This is a genomic window from Flavobacterium poyangense (assembly GCF_011751075.1).
In the GTDB taxonomy this organism is placed as follows: Bacteria; Bacteroidota; Bacteroidia; order Flavobacteriales; family Flavobacteriaceae; genus Flavobacterium; species Flavobacterium poyangense.
Genome location: NZ_JAALLN010000005.1, coordinates 195,494 through 220,511 on the forward strand (window position 1 = coordinate 195,494; position 25,018 = coordinate 220,511).

Sequence of the window (25,018 nt, forward strand, 5' to 3'; positions counted from 1 at the left end):
TTGCCTTAGTAAGGAGTAGACGTTTTTTTGTGTGCTGGTAAATAGATTTACAGCGCAATACCTTTGATAAAAGAGGTTTTTTAGTTGCGAAATTTTTGTATAGGAAGAATTTATAAAATAAAAAAAACAGCTACAAGATTATTGTAGCTGTTTTTTAGTATTTAATCAGCATCATCTATTTATGAGCTGTCTTATGTTTGAAGTTAATTAGTTGTTCCTGCAGCACTTTTGTCTACCAGAAACAATAGTTCACCGCTAACAGGCTTAATTAACTGCATCGGATAGGTAGCAGGATTGTAATCTCCATGAAGGACTTCTTTCAATGCGTGTGCTTTTTTTTCTCCAAACGCCACTACGACAATTTGCTCTGCCTTATTAATCAAAGGAGCGGTTAGTGTAATGCGATGCATATTTTGAGATTCTAAACGGTAAGCAGCTACCCATTTTAGTTGTTCTTGTAAAACGGCTTCACCCGGAAAAAGAGAGGCGGTGTGTCCGTCATCTCCAAGGCCAAGTAAAATTAGATCAAATTTTCCGTCGGGTCCCAGTATTTCTCTTACGGCTTGTTCATATGCTACAGCATAGTCTTCCGCTGAAACACCATCTTTGTACATTGGAAAGATATTGTTTTGTGGTATAGGTACGTGGCTCAATAGGGTATCAAAAGACATTTTTGCATTACTGCGGTCATCCTCAAGAGGCACCCAGCGCTCATCACCCCAGAAAATATACACCTTGCTCCAGTCTATTTTTGATTGATAATCAGGAGAAGCTAAGAGTTTGTAAAGGCCTGCAGGTGAAGAACCACCGGTAAGTACTGCGGTAAATTTTCCTTTTTGCTGTATGGCTTTCTGTGCTGACACTACGAAAAGATCAGCAGCTTTACTATTGATTTCTTCTATGGTGTTAAAAATCTGTATCATTTTAATTTTCTTCTTTTACGATAGTTGATGTGTTAGAAACCCAGGCATGTCCCTGACGCGCCAATAGTTCGTCTGCGGCTTCAGGTCCCCAGCTTCCGGCTTTATAATTAGGGAAATTGGCCGGAGCATTGTTTTTCCAGAATTCCTGAATAGTATCGATAGCATCCCAGGCTTGTTCGACCTGATCCCAACGCATAAATAGGGTAGGATCTCCTGCTAATGCATCTGAAAGCAGGGTTTCATAAGCTTCCGGTGACATAGTAGAACATTGAAAATAGTCAAAAACCATTTCTGCAGGTCGCAAAGAAAGAGAAAGCCCCGGTTTTTTAGTCATAAACTGTAGTTTAATGTCCATTGCCGGTTGAATGTTTATGATAAGTCTGTTTGGTGTCATTCCTTCATTTCCGTAAGAGAAGGAGGAATGCGGTACCGGTTTGAACTGAATGACAATCGAAGACTGCTTTTCCTGCATTCTTTTTCCTGTTCTTAGATAAAAAGGAACACCTTGCCATCTCCAGTTGTCCAGATAAATTTTCATCGCTACATAGGTTTCTGTATTCGAATCCGGTGCGACACCTTTATCTTTTCGGTATTCCGGAACAGGATTTCCTTTTATAAATCCTGCATCGTATTGACCTCTTACGGTATAATGGTCGACTTCATTTGGTTTAATGCGACGAATAGAGCGCAGCACATCAGCTTTTCTGCTTCGGATATCATCAGCATCTAATGAGGCCGGTGCTTCCATCGCAGTCATACATAAAATTTGAAGCAGGTGATTTTGTATCATATCCTTCAAAGCTCCAACACCTTCATAAAATCCGCCACGATCTTCAACTCCCACTTCTTCGGCTACCGTAATCTGTACAAAATCAATGAAATTACGGCTCCATAATGGCTCAAACATCGAATTTCCAAAACGGAAAGCAAGGATATTCTGAACGGTTTCTTTACCCAGATAATGGTCAATACGGTAAATCTGTTCTTCTTTAAATGTTTGCGAAAGCATTTCATTAAGTTCAATCGCAGAAGTTTTATCGTATCCGAATGGTTTTTCGATAATAATGCGATCTTGTTTGGCATTGGCAGCAAGACCAATTTTCTTAATATTACTGGATATAGTAGTAATAAAAGAAGGCGCTATAGAAAGGTAAAAAAGACGATTGGCACGTAAACCAAAAGACTCATCGATAGCATTTAATTTCGAATCTAATTCAAGATAAGATTCTTCTTTGTCAATGTCATGTCTGAGATAACTTATATGTGAAATAAATTTTTGAGTGTCTTCAAGGGAAAGTCCTGATTTTCTCGAAAATTTGTTTAAATTTTCCAAAACATAACTGCGAAAGTCCTCATTCGTTTTTTCGGCTCTTCCCAGTGCTATAATCTGAAATTTTTCATCCATACGACCATCGAGATACAAATTTTGAAAGGCCGGGAAAAGCTTTCTTTTAGCTAAGTCACCCGAGGCTCCAAAAATAACAATGATCGTTGGGTTAATATTTTTAACAATACTCATTTTTCTTTTGCTTAAAGGTTCTTAATCATTCCATTGGGTATGAAAGATGCCCGGAGCATCAATACGTTCATAAGTATGCGCTCCAAAATAATCACGTTGCGCCTGTATTAGGTTGGTTGGAAGATTTTCAGACCTGTATGCATCAAAATAAGCCAGAGAATTCATTAGTCCGGCTGCAGGTAAACCATTTTGCACAGCAAATTGAATAATGGTTCTGATACCTTTCTGAGTTTCATTAAGTTTTGCCGCAATAGTGGAATCTAAAAGTATGTTTGGTAAGTCTGCATTCTGAGCAAATGCTTTTCTGAAATCTTCCAGTACCTCAGCACGAATGATACAGCCACCACGCCATATTTTTGTTACGATCTCTAAATTTAACTCATAGTTGTATTCTTTAGAAGCCGTTTTTAGCATTGCCAGTCCTTGTGCATAAGTGATTAAGGTAGAGAAGTATAAAGCAGACTTTAAAGAAGCAATTACTTCAGGGATGTTCACCGTAGTTTTTGTATGCTCCCAAATTAATTTTGTCGCAGCCTCAATTCTTTCCGGTTTAGTTTTAGACATATCACGCATTATTACTGCGGCATCGATAGTAGGAACAGGTACTTGCAGATCCATCGCATTTTGAGAGGTCCATTTTCCGGTTCCTTTAGATTTTGCCCAATCTGATATGTGATTGATTAGTCTTGAGCCATCCGGTTCTGTTTTTTTAAGAATGTGTGCAGTTATTTCGACTAAGAATGATTTAAGATCGCTCTCATTCCATTCTTCAAAAGTTTTTTGAATAGTGTCTTCATCCAGATTATAACCGCGTTTCATCAGGTCATAAATTTCTGAAATAAGTTGCATAATTCCATATTCGATTCCATTATGAACCATTTTCACATAATTCCCGGCTGATCCGTTACCCAGATATTCCACACAAGGCTCTCCATCAACTTTTGCTGCAATGGCTTCAAAAATCGGACGAAGTCTTTCGTAGGCTTTTTTATCTCCTCCCGGCATCATACTTGGGCCAAATCTTGCTCCTTTTTCTCCTCCTGAAATTCCCATACCAAAGAAATGAATTCCTTTTGCAGACAATTCAAGGAATCTTCGGTCTGTATCAGTAAAGTAGGTATTACCGCCATCAATCAGAATGTCTCCTTGATCTAAGTGTGGTAAAAGGCTTTGAATTGCGCTATCGACAGGCTTACCGGCTGGTACCAAAAGCATAATAGCTCTAGGGCGTTGGATAAGCTCCACAAAATGCTTAACGTCTGTTGTTGCTTCGAGTGTATGCTCCGCATCGGCTTCCTGCTGAAGGGAGTTAACTTTTTCGGCATCTAAATCTAAGCCCGCTGCGGCGAATTTTTGGCTGGCAATGTTTAAAAGTAGGTTACGGCCCATTACGCCGAGCCCAACAATGCCAAAATCAAATGTGTTCATAATTTTTAAGTAACTAAATGTTAGTGTGTTGTTGTTTGCAATACCACAAGGAAATGCTGTATTGTTAATGTCGCGCTAAATTAGTCAAAAAGGTTGGAATATTATAAAATAAACTCGGGGCTTTAAGGGTTTGCCACGAATTTCACGAATTTAATTTTAAAACGCAGAAATAATCGCTTTATTCATTTAAATCTGTGGCAAAAAAATGAACTGCCACAGATTTCACAGATTAAAAAGATTTTCTTTGGATGCTTAGATCGACGTAAAAAATAAAGCAATTCGTGAAAATTAGCGAAATTAGTGGCTAAAAAAAGTTGCCGCGAATTACACGAATTTTCCCGAATTTAATTTTAAAATGTAGAAATAATCACTTTAATCTGTGGAATCTGTGGCAAAACAAAAGAACAGCCACAGATTTCAGTAATTTATAAGGACTTCTTTTCTAACCTGCAGTTACGCTTCAACAATCAAAGTAAAAACAAAACAATTCGTGAAAATTCGTGCAATTAGTGGCAAAACACACACAGTTAAGAGTAAAAAAAATTAGTAAAAATCCGTGCAATTCGTGTTTGAATCAGGGTAGTGGTTTCGAACACAGATATTAATAAATCATTAAATGAATGCGTTGTTAAAATAAGGAAAGTCAGTTTAAGGTAATTTTGTAAGTATACCCTACACCTTTTAAAATTGCATTATGAATACCATTCTGATTACCCGATTGCGTGACGGAGACGACTCTTGTTTTAAAGAAATCTATGAGCTATATCATTTCAAAGTATATTGTTTTGTTAAAAAGTATGCTGCCCAGCCGGTAGATGCCGAAGATATTACACAGAATGTTTTTATTCATATTTGGAAATATCGCACCAAGATTGATCCAGCCATTCCTTTAGACTCGATTTTATTTAAAAGTAGTAAGCAGGAAATTTCAAAATGGTATAAAAAACAGAATGAAATGCTCTCACTTGAATATGAACAATTGGTAAAAGAATTAGATGAGACAGAAGAAGCAGAGGAGGCCGTTTCTTTAAATCTGGAAAAAATAGAAATACTATTGCAGCAGATTCCGGAGAAAAGAAGAAAAATATTCACCCTGCATAAGTTTGACGAGATGAGCTACAAGGAAATTGCGATCGAAATGGGAATGTCACAAAGCGCAGTAGCCAACCAGATCTCTAAAACGCTACAATATCTTAAGAAGAATTCTGTAAAGAGCCATGAACTTTATTGGTTTCTTTTGGTGTTTATCAACCACAATTAAATTTCGATTTTTCCGAATCCATCGAAAATAGAGATATGTTATAGAATTGCATCGGGTGTGTAAATTAAATGTAACTTATTTTTAGTTAGTTTTTTGTAATGAATTGTTTTTTAATTGGTTTAACTGTTTTTTGTTTTTTTAGGCATTAACAAATCGTTAAGTGTCTTGTACCCCCGTGATTTTTTGAAGTAGAATTATCTATTGTAGTCAGAAAGGAGAAATTTTTGAATTTTTCCTTAAATACTAATTTTTACTAAGAAAAAATGAAATCGTACAGACTACGCGAAGAATGGGATGAATTGCCACAAAAGGGATTATTTTCGGAGGAGGCAAAACTCAGAATGTGGAAAAATATTCTCCGTGCAACAAACAACAAACGTAGCCGTAATTATCAAAGAGCGATCGCGGCTTGTGCGGTACTTTTTATAGCCATTGCGGCGTATTTCTCTTTTCTGGCATCTGACTTCTCTAAGCAGCCGGAAATTATCACACAGACATTTCCTCAGGACATAAGACTATTGCGTCTGTCTGACGGTACCCGTGTTTGGGTAAATGAAAACACTCAGATTGAATACCCGGAACATTTTGCGGCTAATGAGCGTATTGTAAAATTAAAAGGAGAAGCTTTTTTTGAAGTGGCACGAGATACTACACGGCCTTTTATAATTAGTTCCGGTGATATAAAAACAACGGTTTTGGGAACGTCATTTAATGTAAAAGCATACGGGAAAATAGCAGAAGTAAATGTGAGAACCGGAAAGGTAAAAGTAGAAAGTACCGAAAATGCTGTTTTTTTAGAGCGGGGAGATGCGGCATTATTGGCTCCGGAAGATAATAAAGTTAGAAAACACAAAACGACGATGTTGGAACCGCAATGGAAAAAAGCATTGCTTGATGTTGATGGTTTAACGCTCGTTGCCGTGATGGAGAAACTTAAATCCGATCATGTTTTTGAATTGCAATATGCTACCGAAGATTTAAAACAACTCCAAATAAAAGGAACATTAGATACCAGACAAGGCATTTCAGAAATACTGCAGACAATTGCATTTGCTTTAGACGTAAAAATCAAACCAATTGGGGAGAATAAATTTTTAGTGAGCAAATAGGTCTTTATCCTCTAAAAAAAACATACGATTTCATATAACCTAATACACCATTAAAACAAACTATTTACTTATGAGTGATTTTTTTAGGCAATTTCCGATTGCCATACAAATTCTGTTTTTTAGCCTATTCCTCAGTACAACAAGTACCTATGCACAATCCGGCACTGTGTCGGTAGATTTTAAAAATGCTTCACCAAAAGAAATTTTCGAAAATTTAGAATCCCGAACCCCTTATCGTTTTATTTATCAAAAAGATACAGATTTTAGTAAACCGCTTATCAATCTCAAAAAAGACAATGTAACCATTGATGAAGTATTAAAAGAATTGCAGTTGCTCACCAATCTTAATTTTAGAAGAAACAATACCAATATTGCTGTTAATAAAAAGATGGCATCGACAAAAAAAGTTGGGGGTATTTCCGGGAAAATTGTCGACAAAAACGGTTTGGCTTTGCCGGGAGCTTCTGTAAAAGTGGTAGAAACAGCAAATGCTATTGTTTCTGATTTTGATGGGAATTATTCTTTTGCCTTAGAAGATGGATCTTACACCTTAGAAGTAAGTTATGTTTCGTTTCAAAGCCAGAAAATTACAGATGTAAAAGTGTTGGAAGGAGCAGAAATAGTATTGAATGTAGTACTTAAAGACGATGCTGAATCGTTGAATGAGGTTATCATTACACAAACCTATCAAAAAGCAACTGCTTCTACAGAGGGAATGCTGCTTCAACAAAAGAAAGCCGCTCAGTTTTCTGACGGAATTTCTGCCGAACAAATTGCCAGAACACCGGATAAGGATGTCGGAAGCACTTTAAAGCGTATTACGGGAGTAACCACAATTGATGATAAATATGTGGTCGTGCGTTCTATGGGTGAACGTTGGAATCAAGCTGTAATGGATGGGGTTAATTTGCCGAGTACAGATCCTAATGTGCAGCAGTTTAATTTTGATATTATTCCTACGGCAATGGTAGAAAGTGTTGTGGTTAGCAAAAATGCAACTCCGGATATGAATGCTAATTTTGCCGGGGGATATGTAGAAGTAAAAACAAAAGACATTCCAAAGAAAAATTTTATGTCCTTTAGCGTAGGAAGTTCTTATAATAGCAGAAGTACTTTTAAAGATCGTCTGACAAAACAAGAAGGTTCAAAGGATTATATCGGATTTGACGATGGTACAAGAGATTACCCATCGGGTTTGGTAAATATTGGAATACCTACTACAGAAGCAACATCAGGGCCATTTTTAGAGCAGTCAAAAAGATTTACCCAGGATAATTTCAGTACTTATAAAACCTACGCAGCTCCCGGAACTTCATTGCAATTTGCTGTAGGGAAGGTTTATGAATTGAAAGACAATAATAAAATTGGTTTCGTAGGCTCTGCTATTTTCAAAAACACTCAGGATCAGTTGCAAATAGACCACACCGAAAGGGGAACTTATATGACGAATTCGGAGTTTACTCCTGAAGCGGAAAATGGGTATTCGACCTTTAAAAAATACGGATTTAAAAATTCAGGAGCTTCTTATAACTTCAATTCTACCCTGGGCGGAATGTTTAATGCCGGTATTCAACTGGGAAATCATAAAATCGCCATTCGCAATACGTACATGCATATGTATGACAATCAGCTTACTCAAATCACGGGTTGGAATTTCTATGCCGGAAATGTAGAAGGAATTGTAAACGGCAGTTATTTGCCTTTTACCAAAGAAACGGATTATCCGGTTTATCAGACTTTTATTCAGAATAAAATAGAAGGAAATCACCGTTTTGAGAATTTTGAGATCAATTGGTTTGGTGCTTTCGCTAGTACATCAAAAGATACTAAAGATGCTACTTTTCTAACAAGTTATAGAAGAAAAGTAGGAAGTGATGTTCAGTTGTATCAGCAGATCTACAATGCTGATCCGGATGCTTTTAAAAGATCAAATTTTAAAAACAGCCAGAAAGATTATAATGTGGGGATCAATTTTAATTATGCTTTTGATTTTGGTGAGACGTTCAAAAACAATGTAAAAGCCGGTTATTTCGGGACGTATAAAAAAGCAACCAATCAACAGGAGTCATCCGCTCTGAGTGTTGTTGGACAAGGTTCGGATAAGGCTATTGTTGATTTCCCTATTTCGCAATTGTTGGATGGATCTTATTATCGCTGGGGCGGTTATGGCTGGAACAGGATTACGACTTATGGTAATGAATATGTGGGAGATGTCAAAATTCATTCTCCTTTTTTAATGCTTGATAATAAAATTTCTCAGTACGTAAGATTGGTTTGGGGACTGCGTGCCGAAAGTTATGTGTACACCCAGATTGCCAGTCAGTCTGATAATTCAGGTAGTTTTGAGACGGCACAAAAAGATGATGATGTATGGCAATATCTGCCTTCTGCAAATCTGACTATTAGTCCAACGAATAAAATGAATATTAGATTGGGTTATACCAAATCGGTATTGCGACCACAGTTTGCCGAAAGAATTAATATGCCGTATTACGATCCTATACGCGATGCAAAAGTCCTGAATTATACGGGTGGAATTGTTTCTACTCTGGTTGATAATTTCGATTTTAAAACAGAATGGTATCCTTCTCAGGGCGAGATTCTGTCTTTCGGATTGTATCATAAAAATATAAAACACCCGATTGAAGGTGTTACTCAGATTGGTAATGATGGAGGTTCCCGCACCATCTTTAATATGAACTCCGACAGCGCCAAACTATTTGGAGTAGAATTTGAAATTTACAAAAACCTCTCTTTTTTAGGTGAAGGCGATCTTTTGAAAAAAATCTTCCTGTGCGGAAATGCCGCTTTTAATGATACCAAAGTCACGGGATATGTAAACATTGACGGTACAGGCGGACTTTACGAAGCCAATCGCCCTTTGTACGGACAGGCTCCTTATAATTACAATTTAGGATTGGATTATATCGGGGAACGTCTGGGGTTTGGTATCAGACACAATGCTATTGGAGATCAGTATATTCTGGTTGGGTTTGATTATCAGGCAGAAGAAATCCGAATGCCGTATGCCGTTACAGATGCTCAGGTGAGTTATAAGTTTTTTAAAGAACGAAACTTAGAAATAAAACTCGGAATCAGAAATCTTTTTGATACTGCGATCGAAACGTATAACAATGCCAATAGCTACTCAAAAAATGTCGATTACGATTATGGTTCAAATCCAAGGGATCAAAAAGTGCTAGGGGCTGGAGCAACGGATAAATATGATGCTGATATGGACCGAAAAATGTTCAAAGCCTGGAGTGGAAGAAGTTTTAATTTTTCTCTGAATTATTCTTTTTAGTAACATTAGATTGCTGATTTTAGTAATAAAAGACTACTAAAATTAAGAAAATGTTAAGGAAAGATTTTGACGTGATTTTTTTACGTTTTGAAATCTAATGTATATAAAGAGACGATCAATTTTAGAAATAAAGCCAATCTGTTTCGATATTAATTTCTTTGAAAAACTGTTACAAGTAAACACTACACATTACAGACGTACACAATCTGCAAAAAAAATCCAGACCGAAAAAGCGTGTCAGAATGGTACAATTGATTTTACGTTCTCTATTATTTATAGTATGGTTTGTTTCAGATTTTAAAGAAAATTATCCTTTCACCGGAACCCTAAAAGTGAGAGAAGAATACCCAGGGATAGTCTCCGGAGGTAAGACGGAAAACCTATTAAAAGCATTACCAAAAAAAGGAAAGGTCAAAGGGAAGAAAATTTGCTGCTCCTCCCAAAGACCTCAAGTGTAAAATATTAGCAGCAAAGTTAATCAAAATTCAGTTATCATGAAAAAAGTTTTTTTGTTCGCGATTGCCATTCTTTTCTTCAATTCTTGTCAAAATGATGAAGCAAGTGCTGATTCTTCATTTGCAATGAAATCTGCAAGTGCAGATTATTCAGGTTACCCAACTGCAGTACAAACAGTAAGTGGTAACATTACAACTAATACTACTTGGACAAACGACAGAGTTTGGGAAGTTAGTGGAGTAGTTCGTGTTATAGGGGCAAAATTAACGATACAACCGGGAACTTTCATTAAAGCTAAAGTATTAGGTTCAGGAGTTGCTACAGGAGTATTGGTAATTACAAAAACAGGTCAGATTGATGCTCAGGGTACTGCTGCAGCTCCGGTTATTTTTACAAGTTACAATTTGCTAGATGGTAATGCTGCAACAAAAGCTGCACCTGGAGATTTTGGTGGTGTAGTTCTTTTAGGAGATGCTCAGGTAAATACCGGAGTAACTACTAATATTATTGAAGGTTTAGGTGATCAGCCAACTCCTTCTGATTTTTACTATGGAGGAACAAACAATGCTCACAACGCAGGAGCTTTAAACTATGTTCGTATCGAGTTTGCTGGTCGTATCTTAGATGCTACAACTGGTGTTGAGATCAATGGTCTTACTTTTGGTGGTGTAGGTAGCGGAACTGTTGTTGATCACGTTCAGGTATCTTACGGAAGAGATGATTCATTCGAATTTTTCGGAGGAACAGTAAATGCAAGTCACTTAGTTTCTTTTGCTCCGGACGATGATAACTTTGATTTCGATTTTGGTTACACAGGATCTATCACTAAAGCAATCGCTATTGCAGATAAAGACTCTACACACAGTTTAAGCGGTGGAAACCCGGATTCAAACGGTATCGAACTAGATAACAATGCAACTGGTACAAGTACAACAATCATTACAAGACCAGTTATCTCTCAATTGTCTATTATTGGTGCTAGTTCTGCTACAAATGCTGCTCTTTATGAGAATGCAATACACGTACGTAGATTAGGTCAAATCAGTCTTTCTAATGTAACTGTTACCGGATATGTAACCGGAATCAGATGGGAAAGCCCTTCATTGCCTGCTAACTCTACATGGAATCTTTTATCAGTACATGCTTTCACAAATCCGGTATTGCCTGTTGGTACTGCTTTAGGTTTAGGTAGCACTACATCTACTGTTAGCCCAGCTACTGCATGGGGATTAACGCAACCATTCTTTAATGATGGAGCTTTAAATTTATCAGGTTCAACTGGTGCATTTAAAACGGAAGCAAACTGGACAAACTCTTGGACTAAGTTTACTAACTTTTAATAGTACTGTAAATTAATAAATAAATGAACGGGGCTGTCTAAAGAGTTTTTTATTGTTTTTTTTATGAAGAGTAGGATGATGGTTTGCATCCTCACTTTTTAGGCAGCCTTTGTTTTAAATAGATAAAAATGAAGAAAAAATTACTTGTATTGGTTTTTATACTGATCTCCGGAATGGCATCTGCACAGTATGCGATTTGGGAAGATGATTTTGATGATGCTGAGGCATCTGACTGGACTTTTTTGGACGCTGATGGAGATGCGAAAAATTGGATTACACGAACCAATATTCAGATCAATGAAAATGGGGTTATCACAGATGGAACTTATAAAGTATTAGGAACTTATAATATTGATATGGCCTCAGGAGCTCCTCTTGGTGTAGAGCAGAAAAACTGGGCTATCATGCCGGAAATAGACTTATCATTTTACGGTGGAAGCATGCAATTGGTTTTAAATGCTCAAAAAGCGATCTATGACGGGCCTGATAATTTATACGTTTATGCATCTACAACAGATAAAGACCCGAAATCTTTTACTCAGATTGGAGCCATAGAATTAACAAGAGCAACAACTTTAGATGCCGAATTTAAAGATTATACGGTAGATATTTCTCAGTTTGCCGGAAAAACAAAGGTGTATTTCGCAGTTTTAAACGCACCCAACTTTGTTGTAGGTTATGAAATAGATAAAGTATCAATTACAGTAGCTTCCTTAGGATTGAAAGACGTATTGGGGAAAAAGGAAATAGCATTAAAACAAAACCCGGTTGAAAATGACTTGCAATTAGAGTTAGATTCAACTATTAATGAAGAAGAAATTACATTAAAAGTATACAATACAACAGGTGTATTGGTTAAAGAATCGAAATATAATAAAGCAGGAATTTCGATTAGCAACTTAACGGCTGGAGTTTATTTCCTGGTCATTAAATACGGTGATGCAGCTGAAAGAATAAAATTTATCAAAAAATAGAAAAGGCTATAGCAATGTCAATAGCAATAAAATAATCGCAATATCAATTTCAATAAAAACAATACCAATAACAACAGAATCATTTTAACAGTTTACAACTCATGACGAATATATTTAAAGCAGTATTTCTTTTTTTTATTACAAGCCTTTTGATTTCCGCTTGCAGCAACGATGAATTGGTACCCTTGTATCAGGAACAAAAAGCCGGAAAAGTTGTGATACGTGCTTATAATGGATTGCAAGATTCTATTCAGGTTTCCTTAAATGGTAAGTTTCTAGTGGTGGATAAACGCAATGCTTTTTTGAAAAAAACAGAGAGCAATTACGAATTCGTATTTTACGGTCAGAGCACTAAAACAGTAACTATCAGTAATAAAAAAACGAAAAAAATTCTACATTCCTATACTTTTACTACCGCAAAACCATTAGACACACTCTCTTTTTATACTAAAGAAAACATTTGGATTGAAAATATCCTTTCTAATAAACCGGGAACGCTTAGTACATCAGGGCGTGTAGGCTATAAATTTATTTTCCCATCGGTAAACCAGTATTCTAAAAGTGGTTATAGTGGCGCTCTAGATCTTATTTTAAGAAAAACGAATGGTCAGCAAATAGGTAGAATAGAGAACATAAAGAAAGACCGTTTTAGCACTTTTTTTGAGTTTCCTTTTAGTTCACCTCCAATCGTGAATGCGGAACTTGTTAAACATGGAACGGACGAATCATATATACCGGGGAAAAAAGTCATTTTTCAGATGGTGATTCAGAATAATAAATCAAAATTAATCGTACTTGAAGAAAAAGCAGATGCTAGCGGTGTTTTTTCAGGTGTAGAGGGGATTATTAATTTGACGGATTATTTTTCTTTTTAATACTTGAGCACTAATTTTTGAATGCCTTTGTCCATGAAAAAATATCATTTTGCTTTGCGGTTTGTTTTGCTTGTTTTTTCTCTAATGGTTTCCTGTCAGACAGACGATACTTCTGTTACTTATGAAGAAGGAAGTAATGAATATGTAAATGACTGGATGTACGAACAAATGAAAAAATATTATTTGTGGAATGAAAGTCTGCCAAAAAATACTGCTAAGACTCTCAATCCGAAAGAGTATTTTGGAGAATTATTACATACGGAGGATCGTTTTTCTTATGCAACAAGTGTGGCGTTGCCTGAAACAGCTCCAAAAAGCATTAGAATCTCCTATGGATTTGATATTTCTTTTATAGAATATGAAGGACAAGTTTATGGTGTTATTTTATATGTACTTTCCGATTCGCCTGCTGAGCGATCGGGGCTTAAAAGAGGTCAATATATAAAAGCAATAAACGGGGTTTCATTAAACAATCAAAATTTTGAAAGTTTGTATGCAGGTTTGGTCCACTCTGACCGAGCCAAATTACAATGGCTCGAATATTCGTTACAGTCCGGTTTTTCTACCGCAAAAGAAATAGAAATTATTCGAGGTTTTACTTTTTCTCAATCCATAATTCATAAAGTTATTTCAAATAATAAGGAGAAAACGGGTTATATCGCAATCGCTCATTTTGACAGCGGACTTGCATCAACCTTGCTATCTGTATTTAAAGAGTTTAAAAATGAAGCAGTAACCAAAGTAATCGTCGATTTAAGATATAATGGAGGTGGCGATGTCTCATCAGCTACAGCATTGAGCATTCTTCTGGCTCCAAACATTAAACAGGACGATTTGTTTATAAGATTTAAAGGAAATAAAAACGGGGGTTTTGTAAATAAGTCTTTTAAAGAGGCACTGGAAATGAATGAACTTCAAATACATTTTGAAACATTGAGAACAGCGCATCCATTATTAATTCAGGAGCTGTATGTATTGTGCGGAAAGCATACTGCTTCAGCTTCTGAAATAATTATCAATAATTTAAAGCCGTTTATGCCGGTAATTTCTATAGGCGAAAAAACAGTAGGAAAGGATGTTGCGGGCTTTGCAATAGAAGATGAGCGGACTAAAGACAAAAAAGGATGGATTTTATATCCGGTGATTTATAAGTTATTTAATGCCAATAATGAAGGTAATTACACAAGCGGAATAACTCCAACGGTTTCTCTAAATGAACTTCAAGAAATGGAGATTTTTGCATTGGGAGATCCCAGAGAAATTTTAATCAATAGGGCTTTGAATGGAGGAATACACGCCAAACAAAATAGAAATACCGCTGCAAAAAAGCTATCATTAAAAGCAATCCCAACAGATGCAGACCCATTTCTGTTGGTTAAATTTTAACCGAAAAAAGGAAAAATTTTCACGCAAAGTCGCCAAGTTTTTTTTCACGCAGATTTAGGAGATTGTTTTTGTCAAAATAATAACGCAAAAAAATCTGCAAAATCTGCGTGAAAAAAAATTTCGCAAATAGTTGAGAATGCGCAAAGCTTTACCGAAACAACTTTCGTTATCTTAGCGACCCTTGCGGTTAGATAAACGCAATAGGATAAACAGCTTTACTTTTTGTCGTAGTTTGTAGAAATTTTATCTACAATATACCATTCACCATTTTGTTTAATCATATTGAAGTAATCGGTGAACACCTTTTTGGGAGTTTCAATCTCGCATTTTGCAGAGGCAACATTTTTTGTAAGATTGATATCGAGTATGCTACCTTTTGTATTTTCCATTTTTGGGCGAGGTTTAAATCCGCTCAGATAGTTTTTTCTGGTAATTATTACGATCTGGCCGTCTCTAATAAGTTTTAAATTGCAGGACGAATGCATTACTTTTCCAAGTTTTAGAGTGTCACCCGTCATCCAGCCGTCAAAATAGGTTTCAATGGTTTGTTTAATTAAATCTTTTTCATCCTTTTGAGCGTGACCGACTAAAGAAAAGAATAGCGTCAGAGTCAGGCATAAAATTTTTGTCGTTTTCATTTGTAAGTGTTTAATAATTAAAAATTATAATAAACTTCTATCAGGAGTAAGCTATATCTCTGGGGATTAGAAAACAAGTACAAGCAATGGGTTATATCAAACCTAATTTTTTTGCCTTGTCAATTAGGTCTTTATCTCCTCCTTTGCCTTCTAAAAGCTGGTCTTTTATATTGGCTTTGCGTTTTTCAATTGCACTCATAGAAAGGGGGATGTAATTGGGCAGATTAACCGTTTTTACTCCATCTGCTAATAAAATTAGAATCTGACTGTCATGGTGATCCCAACTTATATTCTTTTTTAGCAATTCTCTTTGTGACTCAATTATGGTGGGGCTTTTGTACAGTTCTCCACTTAAAACCTTTTGGCATATAACGGGAAATAATTCAAAATTTATATCGCTTTTTGAGATAAACCCTTCCGGTTTTATTTCTTTAATTATTTTATCAACTGTCAAAGCTTCACTGTGCATGGTAAGAAGGACTACTTTACAGAAAGGGAATTTTTTCCGGAGTAGCGAAGCCAGATCAACTCCATTATTAATGTGCAAATCTTTATAAGGAGGGATGCTGATGTCCAGTAACGCAAAGTGTATTAAAATATTTTGTTTTTCGTATAAGTTTATTTTATTAAAGGCCTCTTCACAATTATAACTTTTTATAAAATGCAAATTTTCTTCTTGTAAGCTACTGTATGACAGCAGGTTGATGTAACTATCAACGGTCATTGGATGATCGTCAACTATTAAAATGTTTAATCCCATAATTTGTAATCTCAATTTACATCAAATCTAGTTAAAATATTACGGAAATCCCGTACAATTTAGAAAAAATAAAGCTTTTTTTTTACAAAATATTCACAATTAATTATAAAAGCAATATTTATGAGGACTAAATTCTACTTTCTGGGACTTGTTTTGATTTCATTATCAATGGCTTCGTGCTCAAATGACGAGCTTGAAAATGAGCAAGTTAAATCTTTTAAAAAACCAACTGATACATTCGGACGAAAAATCGATTCAACCAACACCAAACCAGGGATGAGACCGGCGAGTTTTGATGGTGAAAATTATGGAGACCCAAGTAATCCGAAACCACCAAGACACTAAAAATTTTATTTGCTGATTATTAATATCATTAAAGTTTTGATTTATTTCAAAATGTTATATTTGAAATAATAAACAACAATTGTATTTTGACCATTTCGACTAGGATTTCTTATTATTTTATTTTTGTATTTTTTTTCTCCTGTAGAAAAAATGACAGTTCGAGCTCTGAAAGTACCCCTACTGATTTATTTGATAAAGATTACGTTTGCAATCTGGAAAATAATAAAAAAGAGGCATATTTAGATCGTCGGGTTCTTCTTTTGAACAAGAAAAAGAATGAATCAATAGTAAGAGATGCTTATTTAGAAATTGCATCAGAATATTACTATATTAATAATTCAAAAAAATCTTTAGAGATTAGTTTAAAAGCTTTAGAATTATCAAAATTGGCCAATGATAGTGTTAGAATGGCAAAAGCCTCTTATTTTGTAGGCGACGGTTATGAAAACACAAAAAAAGACAGTGCCTATTTCTATTATCTCAAAGCAGAAAAAATATACCATAAAATTCATGACAATGATAATGTTGCCAGAATGTTGTTTAATAAAGGGTATGTTTTATTTTATGATGGAAATTATATAGAAAGTACTGTTGAAATTTCTAAAGCTTTACAAAACTTAAAAAAATCCAAAGATTACGAACTGATTTATAGTTGCAATACCTTAATGGGTAATTGTCTTGAGAAACTGGTTAAGTATGATCAGGCCTTAAAATACCATGCTATGGCTTTGGATGTAGTTGGTAAAATGAAAATTACAGATAAAGCACACGTAAATAATTACAACGTCAGTTCTATTATTAATGTTTGTAATTTGTATGATTTGCAAGGTCAGTATTCTAAGTCGATAAGAATGCTTACTCCTTTAGTAACTGAAGACTTAAAAAAGAAATGGCCTAAATTGTATGCTAACGTTTTGAGTAACCTGGCTTATTCAAAAATGAAAAGCAAAGACTATAAAAATGTGAATTCAATGTTGTTTGAATCCTTAAAAATAGTCGATAGTATAGGTTTAGAGCCCGATATTTTATATAAAAAGATACGTATAGGAGAGTATTATTTGTCACAAAAAGATACGCTCAGAGCCATTAGAACTCTGGTGGAAGCGAATCGATTGGCTGTTAAATTAAAAAACAGCAATGAGACTTTGACTACGTTGCGATTACTGTACAAAATCGATAAAAAGAAAATTTTATTTTATACCAATGAGTATATTAAATTAAGTGACAGTATCAATGCCGTGCAAAAAAATGCACATGACAAATACTCCAGAATCGAATACGAAACATCCAGAATCGAGGATGAAAATAAGATTCTTACCAAAAGAAATTTCTATATTTTAATCACATCCTTTGTAGTAATTCTGGGGCTACTGATAATTTTTCTTTTCCGATATTTAAAATATAAGAATCAGGAAATGCGATTTTTTAAAAAGGAACAGCTCGCAAATGAAGTAATCTATCAATTATTGACTGACCAACAGGAAAAAATAAATACTGCAAGGGAAGACGAAAAGACGAAAATAGCAAAAGAATTGCATGATGGTATAATGAATAAAATTTATAGTGTCAGAATGAATTTGGGCTTTTTTAATACGCAAAACAATGCAGAGATAATAGAAAAGAGACGTTATTATATTATTGAATTGCAAAATATTGAGAATGAAATTCGTACGGTTTCACACGGTTTAAGTCACAGTTCATTTCTGGAGCATAGTGATTTTAATATCTTGTTAATGGCTCTTATAGAAAATCAAAAAGAAATTACGGAAACCCAATTCACTTATTTGGATAATGATACTATTGAGTGGAGAAGCATTCAAATTATTTATAAAATAAATTTATATCGAATAATTCAGGAGGCTATTTTGAATGTCAACAAATACGCTAATGCGAAAAATTGCGAAGTAAAAATCAGTAAAAAGAAAAATAATACGCTAAAACTTACCATTACGGATGATGGTGACGGATTTGATGTGCGCAGTAAAAAAGCAGGGATTGGATTAAGTAATATGAGAGACAGAGTAACTTCTTTGAATGGTAAGTTCGACGTAATTTCAAAAATGAATTCCGGTACTAAAATCGAAGTTACAATTAACCTTCAGGCGCGAAAACGACAGGGATTGTTCTGATCCTTAGATAATTTTTAACGAAACTCAAATTGAGAGTGATGGCAAACCTTTTTCGGAATGTACTATTCCGGATTTCTTTCCTTTTTTAGTATTGATTTCCCTTTAAAACCTCAGCGTAGAGTAAATTTATTTTACCGATGCTGTCGCTACAAGTTTGTTAAATCCGTAATTATTATACGAAAAGTCCGTAATTTTTAAGCTTATATCTCTGTTACCTTAGTATAAAATATGTTACCTGAGAATAATGTGTACAAACATTTGAAATAGAGTGTAATGTGTTTAAAAATGAAAATAAGATAGTCACGATTTTTTGTGAAAGTATCCAAAGAATAGTATAGGTATCCTATTGAATTAAATAGCAAAAAATTGCGAAGAGGTTATTTAAAATGTGTTTTACTTTATCATTTACAATACAGTTTTTTTTTGCACTTTTAATTTTTCTGTCCTATTTACCTTTTGTTAGTGAGATAATTAAATTAAATACCAAAGACAAATGCAACAAATCAATCAGATAAATAGTAGAGAAAATTGGTATAAAGAGACAAGTAAAATTGCTCCTTATAGAGGAAATCTTTCTGAAGTTTCTTCGGTAGATTGTATTATAATAAGCGCTGCAGATCTTTCTTATTTCTATAAATTAACAGGTGAGAATACAATCGCCGAATACACGGTTTTAATTGGTTTATATAACATACTGCTTCAGCATTACTTTGAAGACTGTAACAGGGTATCCGCAAATATGGTTTTAGATTTTAATACAATATCGGTTTGTTACGAATTTGAATCAATTGCTCAGAAATCAATAAAAGAATTTTTGCAGGAAGTCAGAGAAGAAGTGCAGACGGTATATAAATGTATTAACTATTGTGAAGATGATTTTGTTTTGACAGCAGATGCAAATCATGTCCCTTTTCATTTCAATTACGGAGCAGAGGAAACGGAAGAGGGATTAAATTATGGCCTTTCTTTTCAAATAGAAAAGCTCAGAAATAAAGATTATGAAATTCTAATAAGCCATTCTCCAAAATTTATTGACAGCGCAATTGTCTCCCATTTTTTAATGAATTTTAAAAATTGGTTGAAAAATTTAGAAGAGAATATTGATGCTCCTATTTCTAAAATTCCGTTACTTTCAGATAGAGAAAGGGAAAAACTTACAGATAATCTTAATGCGGTAAATTTTTGCAGTGAAACTGCCGTTTTTTTTGATGACTTTATTGCTGAAAGAAAATTAAATAAGATTCCACAGGACATTGATTTTATCTATAGACAAAGTTTTTTCTTATTTTGATTGTGAACTTAGAATAGTTGAAAAAACGACTACTAAAAAAGATACTATAGATATAGTTAAAAACTACTCTGCACAAAAAGCACAGAGTAGTTTAGTTATAATTTGGTTAGTGGTATACGATAAGTTAATTGCATAAAACGATAAAGGACAACAGATCCGTTAGACGCCTAGTAGCAAGATACTATTTGTATTGCCTCTTTTGGTAAAAGTAAAGATTTGTTTTTCCCCCGTTACTGCAGGAGTGCCAAATAACCAGGTGTGAGGTGCAGTAATGGCCCAGGTTACACTTACTCCGGCTAATGTGATACCGTTGAAAATAAAACTTTGTGCTAATGTAGCCGGTACCGTAATTGTGCAATTGGCAGTAAACAAAACGGTTTTACCATGCCATGAATTCTGCACAGTTCCGGAATTCGAAATCTCGATTTGATTCGCAATATCTTGTTTGGTATCAATAGTATCTTTTAGAACTTTACCTTGTCTAGCGTCAAGGGCTTTACCTTCCAAACTATAATCCAATGCATTGTAACTCTCTGTTTTGACACGATTTATATCCCTAAATTCTAATTCACCATTCAGGTTTGTGATTAAAATTTTGTCCTGTTGGTTTTTTTCTAAGTCAGCGACTTTTATTCTGTTGTAAGTTGTACTCATTTTTTATTTTTTTTGATTTGTAATTTTATTTCTGGATTTAGAGAAAAGATTTTTTAAATTGATTTAATTGTAGTAAAGAGATTTCCTGATGTATCTAATCTAATGAGATTTTTTTTTGAATTACGCTTCAAAGCCGCCATCAATTATTTGCCAGGCCGGTGACCTGCTTGTAAGGGCATTTCTTGCAATCCGGCCTGACGCATCATATTTAGAAAGTCCTCCATCAATTCTTAGTCCTGTGCTAACATTGTAGGTGTTTAAGTCAATTAGTAATTGCGAGTATCTCGCTTTATTTAAAGTGACCTGATAAAACATGTTTTCACCATTCGTTAATTTTGAAAATGTGATTGTGTTGGGTAATGTAGTTATAGGGGCTGCCCAAAACATCTGCTTGCAATTAACAATATTGGCAAATGTCACCGTATTTGGAAGAGAAGTTAGTAAAGAACTTCGAAACATTTGAGCTCCGGTCGTTAGATCTGCAAAAGTTATATTAGTTGTAAATGTTGTAATTTTGCCATACCAGAACATTCCATCAGCATTTGTTAAACTTGCAAAAGTCACGCTGCTTGGTAATGAAGACAGAGAACTGCTGTGAAACATCGAGCCACCATAAATCAATGCACTAAATGTGACAGTATTAGGAAATGTTGTTATTTTTGAATTTCTAAACATTCCCGAACCATCAACCAAATTAGCAAATGTTACGGTGCTCGGTAAGGCAGTAAAATCGGTTGTATTGAACATATCGTTTGCCGTTACTAAACTACCAAAAGTCACACCTTCAGGAAAGGCTGCGATTTTCGTATTGAAAAACATGGCACTGCCGGTTATTAAACTATTAATCCATGTCATATCATTTGCAACATTTGTTAGATTTTCACATCCCCAGAACGCAGCCGATTGAATAGTTGCCCAGCCGACTTCACCCCATTGATCAACTGATTTTATCTTTAATCGGTCGCCCGTATTATTGAAAAAAATGCGGGGAAAAGTTCCCTTGATTTCAATTTGATAAATTCCCGGATTTGTATAAATATGTGTAGCATTACCGGTATGACCTGAGGTTGTAATTCCATCCCCCCATTTTACGGAGTAAGAAAAAAGACCTCCTCGCGTTGGTATTGTAAAACTTGTGCCTTCACCCAAATTTGTGTCAATTGTGAACTTAAAAGTTTTAAAATCGTTTTTTGTTCTTCCAAAAATTGTGTTTTGTAGTATAGATCCCATAAAAGAAATTATTAGGTATTAGAATTTAGTTCTCGCTCTTGCATGAGAACGATTTGTTTTTTTAAGAGAACTAACTATGTTGGTTATATAATTTAAGTAAGGACTAATGTTCCTTTAATATCAAAAGGTTTGCTTAATTCAAATCGATAGATACTGGAAAAATAAACGCCGATAAACAGGTATAAGCCATTATCGCTAAAATGAATACTTTCAAAATTTCCTAAAGGGATTACCGACGAAACATTTAAATATGCTGTAGCTTCTACAGTTGCTAAATCCCAGGGTACTGCCAAACTCTTTTTGATGACAACCCGGTTATTACCATTATAAGTAAAGAAACAGGAACCATCCTCTGTAAAATAAACATCATAACCATCAAATGTATCTGATGCCGTTTGAGTTAGTATAGCTGTAGTGATGTCCCAGTTAGTGCTTAAAGTATATTTTTGAAGCTGGATTCCATTATTTTTTAAAAACATAAACCTGCCGTCAGGACTAAAATGGATGGAATTTATATTTATTGGTAATGATAGAAAAGTTACATATACTGCAGTGCTAACATCCCATGCCGTGCTGAGGGTATAATACAAAATACTTTTAGAAGTAGAGCCGCCAACATATAGTTTTGTACCATCGGGCGAAAGGTAGTGTCCGCGAGGGCTTGATTCCCCATTTTGATTAATTACTAAAGAGTTACTGAGATAAGAGGCAGTAGTAACATTCCAAGGTGTATTCAATTTGTATTGAGCAACCGCATCAGGACTGTTGTGTAAGGTGGTATACAATAAGGTCCCGGTTGGATTAAGAGAAGTGCCTAAATGTTGGAACAAATCAGTTTTGAAATTTTGACTGTAAGTTATGGTATTGGTTTGTTTTGTACCAAAGTCGTATTGAATAAATGGATTAAACATAATTTAGTTGTTTGAGATTCGTAAGCCGGTAATTAATTCAAGTTGTGAGTTGTGAGATGCTGAATACGTGACGATTTGGTTATAGGAACCAAACGCTTTTGAATACGATATTAGAAGTATAAAAATCGATTAAATAAAATGGAACACCTTCCAGATTTACATTTTACATTTTTCAACTATCAACTATCAACTTGAATCCAGTAGATTCAATACTTAAAATTATTACGGTAGCTGTTTGTAATAGTTTGAAAGTCCTGCAAGGATCACAAAATCTTGCAGGAGCTAACACAATAAAAGTAGTTGATCCTAACGGGACAATATACTTTGATGAGTCTTTGACGTTATATTGGCGCTTTAAAATTGTGGGTCAAAATCCCATTAGCAAAGTAGGTGTGAAAAGGATTTAAAGTTAGCGGATAGATCTTTCTTTCTGCTAAGTTGACGGATACAGTTGTAACGGGTATAATTTTCTTGTCAATAGTATATAAATGATCACCTATGCGAATATCTTCCAAAGCAATAAATTTCCATATACCATCACGTTGTATCAATTGAGAGTGGCTTGGAGTAGCTTCCAACAATCCATCGTTGACCACAATAGTTTTATGCGCTACTTTTTGCATAATTTTGGTTATGGGAGAAATGATTCTGTTCTCTGCTAAATAGTCACAGGACCATTTGTAAAGTTCTTCAATATCGTTAGTATCAATTAAGGTTTCAATTTCAGCAGAAAGTAACAATTGATCAAGGGCTAAATTTTCGATTGTTTCTTGTGTTCCGTCAGGTAGTGTAATTAAAGTGCCTTCTACAAAACAACCGCCTGATCCACCACCTGTAAAGGATCCTGTTGTTTGAGATACTTCGTTACTGTATTCCGACCAATTTCCCATGGCATCTTTTGCTCTGATTTTATAAAAATACTGTGATTGAGGAAGCAGGTCAAAATCCTGAATAGAATTTGTAGATCCGTTGTTCAGACTATAACCAAGGCTCCAGCTATCTCCCAATCGCTTTTTATAGATTTGATATCCGGTAACGCCGACATCATCTAAGGGTATAGTCCATAATAAATCGATCCTTCTGTAGTTTCCTAAAGTACTATGTAAAAGAGGCGCATCCGGAGGATAGATATCACCTGCAAGTTCGCAGCTACCTGACCTGTTAGCGTGATCCTGAACATTTGCTGTAAGCCATGCATCCGCTTTGGCATCGGCATCGGCCACGCTGATATCGGAAACAAACTGGTTCGGATAAGCTACAAGTGTAACATTGCTACCCCTGTGTTCTCTTCCACAATCGTTTTTTACCGCGCTCATTTTCCTTTCGGTATTGTAATATCTCGGACTCGGAGCGCAAGTCACAGTATCGAGTACCGGAGCAATATAATCCGGGTCGCTGACTACATTTGGTTTTCTTTCACCTGCATAACTGTCATCATCTTCATAATATAATTCCAGTTCGGCGAATGATTTGTATCCTGTATTTCCCATGTTTTAAATTTTTAGTAGTGTATTACAATTTTTCCGGTCGAAGAGTCTTTGATATACGTAATGTAACCAAGGTTGGTGACCGCTTCGATATTTTTGGAGAGGTTGGTGCCCTGAATAGGCACTGTTGTAGAGGAGTTAAGCTGTTGTATCAAGTCTCCTCCGACATTTACAATATCATAACCGGATTTTTCCATTATCCCTCCGCGATACGTGCTGATTTCGATATCGATATTTCCGGTTTTTACTTCAGTGTACCAGGAACCGGCCATTCTTACCTGTATGGTAGACAAAGTAGGGTAGTCCGCCACTATTTTGCTGAAATTTATCAGGCAGCTTTCTACACCGTTATCCTGCATATTGTCTCCGGCCCACATGATATAGGCATTTTCTGCAGTTGCCTGTTTCGGGATTTCATAATCATTTCCATGTCCATAGCCCATCCATTTGTTATCCAGAGCGGTTCCGGTATTGATGATACCGGTATAGGTGTCAAAATCTTTTCCGGCGCCTAGCGCCCATTTATAACGGACCACCATATAATTAAAAGGCGCTAATTCGGTTGTAGGTTCCAGAACACAGGAGGGACTGGCTCCACGCCAGAGCGTTTTTCTGCAGGTACCGGAATTGTTGGCATAGGCCTGCACATTGGCTGCAAGCCAGGCATCGGCTTTGGCATTTGCATCTTCTACACTGACCGTAGAAACAAACTGACCTGCTGTAGCCGTAAGCGTTACAGCGGTGCCCATAACTCCCGAAGCACAGTCATTTTTAGTCGCAATCAGTGATTTGCTTATATTGTAATATTCCATATTGGTTTGTAGGTGTTTGATTTGTCAATTTATTTTTTATAACCCATAGTAACATAACTTTGAAAACGCAAAATGGCGTTTCACATATCTAAATCCTTATCGTAGGATGGTGTGATGGAAATATGTTTCCTTTTTAAGCTCTTTTTTTGCAGGTAAAAGTGATGTCGCTATGGGTATAGTATTATT

General features: G+C 35.4%; 21 protein-coding genes. 11 read left to right on the forward strand and 10 right to left on the reverse strand.

Annotated elements, in window-relative coordinates:
- Window positions 1-203 precede the first annotated feature (203 nt).
- The 3 genes from pgl to gndA are packed head-to-tail and all read right to left on the reverse strand — an operon-like array spanning window position 204 to window position 3,870.
- The gene (gene pgl / locus G3A47_RS11510) at window positions 204-923 is read right to left on the reverse strand and encodes a 6-phosphogluconolactonase (protein ID WP_166922393.1); all 720 of its coding nucleotides are present in this window, start codon (window positions 921-923) and stop codon (window positions 204-206) included.
- A 1-nt stretch (window position 924) separates the two neighbouring features.
- Window positions 925-2,442 (reverse strand): glucose-6-phosphate dehydrogenase, encoded by a 1,518-nt coding sequence (zwf, locus tag G3A47_RS11515; RefSeq protein WP_166922395.1) that lies wholly within the window; start codon window positions 2,440-2,442, stop codon window positions 925-927.
- A 21-nt stretch (window positions 2,443-2,463) separates the two neighbouring features.
- Entirely contained in the window at window positions 2,464-3,870 is a 1,407-nt protein-coding gene (gndA, locus tag G3A47_RS11520; RefSeq protein ID WP_166922396.1) for an NADP-dependent phosphogluconate dehydrogenase, read from the reverse strand.
- Between the two features lie 694 nt (window positions 3,871-4,564).
- On the opposite strand from gndA, the gene G3A47_RS11525 reads away from it, so the two are divergent.
- The 8 genes from G3A47_RS11525 (at window position 4,565) to G3A47_RS11560 (ending at window position 14,575) form a co-directional block, all read left to right on the forward strand.
- Window positions 4,565-5,131 (forward strand): RNA polymerase sigma factor, encoded by a 567-nt coding sequence (locus tag G3A47_RS11525; RefSeq protein WP_166922399.1) that lies wholly within the window; start codon window positions 4,565-4,567, stop codon window positions 5,129-5,131.
- A 263-nt stretch (window positions 5,132-5,394) separates the two neighbouring features.
- The gene (locus tag G3A47_RS11530; protein WP_166922401.1) at window positions 5,395-6,240 is read left to right on the forward strand and encodes a FecR family protein; all 846 of its coding nucleotides are present in this window, start codon (window positions 5,395-5,397) and stop codon (window positions 6,238-6,240) included.
- A 70-nt stretch (window positions 6,241-6,310) separates the two neighbouring features.
- Window positions 6,311-9,544, forward strand: coding sequence for a TonB-dependent receptor domain-containing protein (locus G3A47_RS11535; RefSeq protein WP_166922403.1), 3,234 nt, complete (start codon window positions 6,311-6,313; stop codon window positions 9,542-9,544).
- Window positions 9,545-9,786: 242 nt separating this feature from the next.
- Entirely contained in the window at window positions 9,787-10,002 is a 216-nt protein-coding gene (locus G3A47_RS11540) for a hypothetical protein (RefSeq protein WP_166922405.1), read from the forward strand.
- A gap of 36 nt (window positions 10,003-10,038) precedes the next feature.
- Entirely contained in the window at window positions 10,039-11,340 is a 1,302-nt protein-coding gene (locus G3A47_RS11545) for a hypothetical protein (RefSeq protein WP_166922410.1), read from the forward strand.
- Window positions 11,341-11,468: 128 nt separating this feature from the next.
- Window positions 11,469-12,314 carry a T9SS-dependent choice-of-anchor J family protein gene (locus G3A47_RS11550; protein ID WP_166922412.1) on the forward strand — a complete coding sequence of 282 codons (846 nt, stop codon included), beginning with the start codon at window positions 11,469-11,471 and terminating at the stop codon, window positions 12,312-12,314.
- A gap of 101 nt (window positions 12,315-12,415) precedes the next feature.
- The gene (locus tag G3A47_RS11555; RefSeq protein ID WP_166922414.1) at window positions 12,416-13,189 is read left to right on the forward strand and encodes a hypothetical protein; all 774 of its coding nucleotides are present in this window, start codon (window positions 12,416-12,418) and stop codon (window positions 13,187-13,189) included.
- Window positions 13,190-13,222: 33 nt separating this feature from the next.
- Window positions 13,223-14,575: a S41 family peptidase gene (locus tag G3A47_RS11560; RefSeq protein WP_166922416.1), complete on the forward strand. Its 1,353-nt coding sequence runs from the start codon at window positions 13,223-13,225 to the stop codon at window positions 14,573-14,575.
- 215 nt (window positions 14,576-14,790) lie between these two features.
- Here the strand turns inward: G3A47_RS11560 and G3A47_RS11565 are convergent, their stop codons facing one another.
- On the reverse strand, window positions 14,791-15,213 hold the full coding sequence (locus tag G3A47_RS11565; RefSeq protein ID WP_166922418.1) for a nuclear transport factor 2 family protein: 423 nt from the start codon (window positions 15,211-15,213) through the stop codon (window positions 14,791-14,793).
- A gap of 91 nt (window positions 15,214-15,304) precedes the next feature.
- A complete protein-coding gene (locus G3A47_RS11570) occupies window positions 15,305-15,973 on the reverse strand; it encodes a response regulator (protein ID WP_166922420.1) in 669 nt (222 codons plus the stop codon).
- A gap of 120 nt (window positions 15,974-16,093) precedes the next feature.
- On the opposite strand from G3A47_RS11570, the gene G3A47_RS11575 reads away from it, so the two are divergent.
- The 3 genes from G3A47_RS11575 to G3A47_RS11585 all read left to right on the forward strand — a co-directional run bounded on the left by G3A47_RS11575 (window position 16,094) and on the right by G3A47_RS11585 (window position 19,738).
- Complete coding sequence (locus G3A47_RS11575; protein ID WP_166922422.1) at window positions 16,094-16,318, forward strand: hypothetical protein; 225 nt, start codon at window positions 16,094-16,096, stop codon at window positions 16,316-16,318.
- A gap of 260 nt (window positions 16,319-16,578) precedes the next feature.
- Complete coding sequence (locus G3A47_RS11580; protein WP_243860424.1) at window positions 16,579-18,447, forward strand: tetratricopeptide repeat-containing sensor histidine kinase; 1,869 nt, start codon at window positions 16,579-16,581, stop codon at window positions 18,445-18,447.
- Between the two features lie 493 nt (window positions 18,448-18,940).
- Entirely contained in the window at window positions 18,941-19,738 is a 798-nt protein-coding gene (locus G3A47_RS11585) for a hypothetical protein (protein WP_166922424.1), read from the forward strand.
- A 159-nt stretch (window positions 19,739-19,897) separates the two neighbouring features.
- Here the strand turns inward: G3A47_RS11585 and G3A47_RS11590 are convergent, their stop codons facing one another.
- The 5 genes from G3A47_RS11590 to G3A47_RS11610 form a co-directional block, all read right to left on the reverse strand.
- The gene (locus G3A47_RS11590; protein ID WP_166922426.1) at window positions 19,898-20,392 is read right to left on the reverse strand and encodes a hypothetical protein; all 495 of its coding nucleotides are present in this window, start codon (window positions 20,390-20,392) and stop codon (window positions 19,898-19,900) included.
- 120 nt (window positions 20,393-20,512) lie between these two features.
- Window positions 20,513-21,622, reverse strand: coding sequence for a PKD domain-containing protein (locus G3A47_RS11595; RefSeq protein ID WP_166922428.1), 1,110 nt, complete (start codon window positions 21,620-21,622; stop codon window positions 20,513-20,515).
- Window positions 21,623-21,714: 92 nt separating this feature from the next.
- Window positions 21,715-22,533 carry a WD40 repeat domain-containing protein gene (locus G3A47_RS11600; RefSeq protein ID WP_166922430.1) on the reverse strand — a complete coding sequence of 273 codons (819 nt, stop codon included), beginning with the start codon at window positions 22,531-22,533 and terminating at the stop codon, window positions 21,715-21,717.
- Between the two features lie 341 nt (window positions 22,534-22,874).
- Window positions 22,875-24,023, reverse strand: coding sequence for a Hint domain-containing protein (locus tag G3A47_RS11605; RefSeq protein WP_166922432.1), 1,149 nt, complete (start codon window positions 24,021-24,023; stop codon window positions 22,875-22,877).
- Window positions 24,024-24,034: 11 nt separating this feature from the next.
- Window positions 24,035-24,832 (reverse strand): DUF5977 domain-containing protein, encoded by a 798-nt coding sequence (locus G3A47_RS11610; RefSeq protein WP_166922434.1) that lies wholly within the window; start codon window positions 24,830-24,832, stop codon window positions 24,035-24,037.
- Window positions 24,833-25,018: the final 186 nt, after the last annotated feature.

Bases quoted from the DNA above. Each gene is read 5' to 3' on its own strand.
- pgl (WP_166922393.1), bottom strand. From the start codon at position 923: ATGATACAGATTTTTAACACCATAGAAGAAATCAATAGTAAAGCTGCT.
- zwf (WP_166922395.1), bottom strand. From the start codon at position 2,442: ATGAGTATTGTTAAAAATATTAACCCAACGATCATTGTTATTTTTGGA.
- gndA (WP_166922396.1), bottom strand. From the start codon at position 3,870: ATGAACACATTTGATTTTGGCATTGTTGGGCTCGGCGTAATGGGCCGT.
- G3A47_RS11525 (WP_166922399.1), top strand. From the start codon at position 4,565: ATGAATACCATTCTGATTACCCGATTGCGTGACGGAGACGACTCTTGT.
- G3A47_RS11530 (WP_166922401.1), top strand. From the start codon at position 5,395: ATGAAATCGTACAGACTACGCGAAGAATGGGATGAATTGCCACAAAAG.
- G3A47_RS11535 (WP_166922403.1), top strand. From the start codon at position 6,311: ATGAGTGATTTTTTTAGGCAATTTCCGATTGCCATACAAATTCTGTTT.
- G3A47_RS11540 (WP_166922405.1), top strand. From the start codon at position 9,787: ATGGTACAATTGATTTTACGTTCTCTATTATTTATAGTATGGTTTGTT.
- G3A47_RS11545 (WP_166922410.1), top strand. From the start codon at position 10,039: ATGAAAAAAGTTTTTTTGTTCGCGATTGCCATTCTTTTCTTCAATTCT.
- G3A47_RS11550 (WP_166922412.1), top strand. From the start codon at position 11,469: ATGAAGAAAAAATTACTTGTATTGGTTTTTATACTGATCTCCGGAATG.
- G3A47_RS11555 (WP_166922414.1), top strand. From the start codon at position 12,416: ATGACGAATATATTTAAAGCAGTATTTCTTTTTTTTATTACAAGCCTT.
- G3A47_RS11560 (WP_166922416.1), top strand. From the start codon at position 13,223: ATGAAAAAATATCATTTTGCTTTGCGGTTTGTTTTGCTTGTTTTTTCT.
- G3A47_RS11565 (WP_166922418.1), bottom strand. From the start codon at position 15,213: ATGAAAACGACAAAAATTTTATGCCTGACTCTGACGCTATTCTTTTCT.
- G3A47_RS11570 (WP_166922420.1), bottom strand. From the start codon at position 15,973: ATGGGATTAAACATTTTAATAGTTGACGATCATCCAATGACCGTTGAT.
- G3A47_RS11575 (WP_166922422.1), top strand. From the start codon at position 16,094: ATGAGGACTAAATTCTACTTTCTGGGACTTGTTTTGATTTCATTATCA.
- G3A47_RS11585 (WP_166922424.1), top strand. From the start codon at position 18,941: ATGCAACAAATCAATCAGATAAATAGTAGAGAAAATTGGTATAAAGAG.
- G3A47_RS11590 (WP_166922426.1), bottom strand. From the start codon at position 20,392: ATGAGTACAACTTACAACAGAATAAAAGTCGCTGACTTAGAAAAAAAC.
- G3A47_RS11595 (WP_166922428.1), bottom strand. From the start codon at position 21,622: ATGGGATCTATACTACAAAACACAATTTTTGGAAGAACAAAAAACGAT.
- G3A47_RS11600 (WP_166922430.1), bottom strand. From the start codon at position 22,533: ATGTTTAATCCATTTATTCAATACGACTTTGGTACAAAACAAACCAAT.
- G3A47_RS11605 (WP_166922432.1), bottom strand. From the start codon at position 24,023: ATGGGAAATACAGGATACAAATCATTCGCCGAACTGGAATTATATTAT.
- G3A47_RS11610 (WP_166922434.1), bottom strand. From the start codon at position 24,832: ATGGAATATTACAATATAAGCAAATCACTGATTGCGACTAAAAATGAC.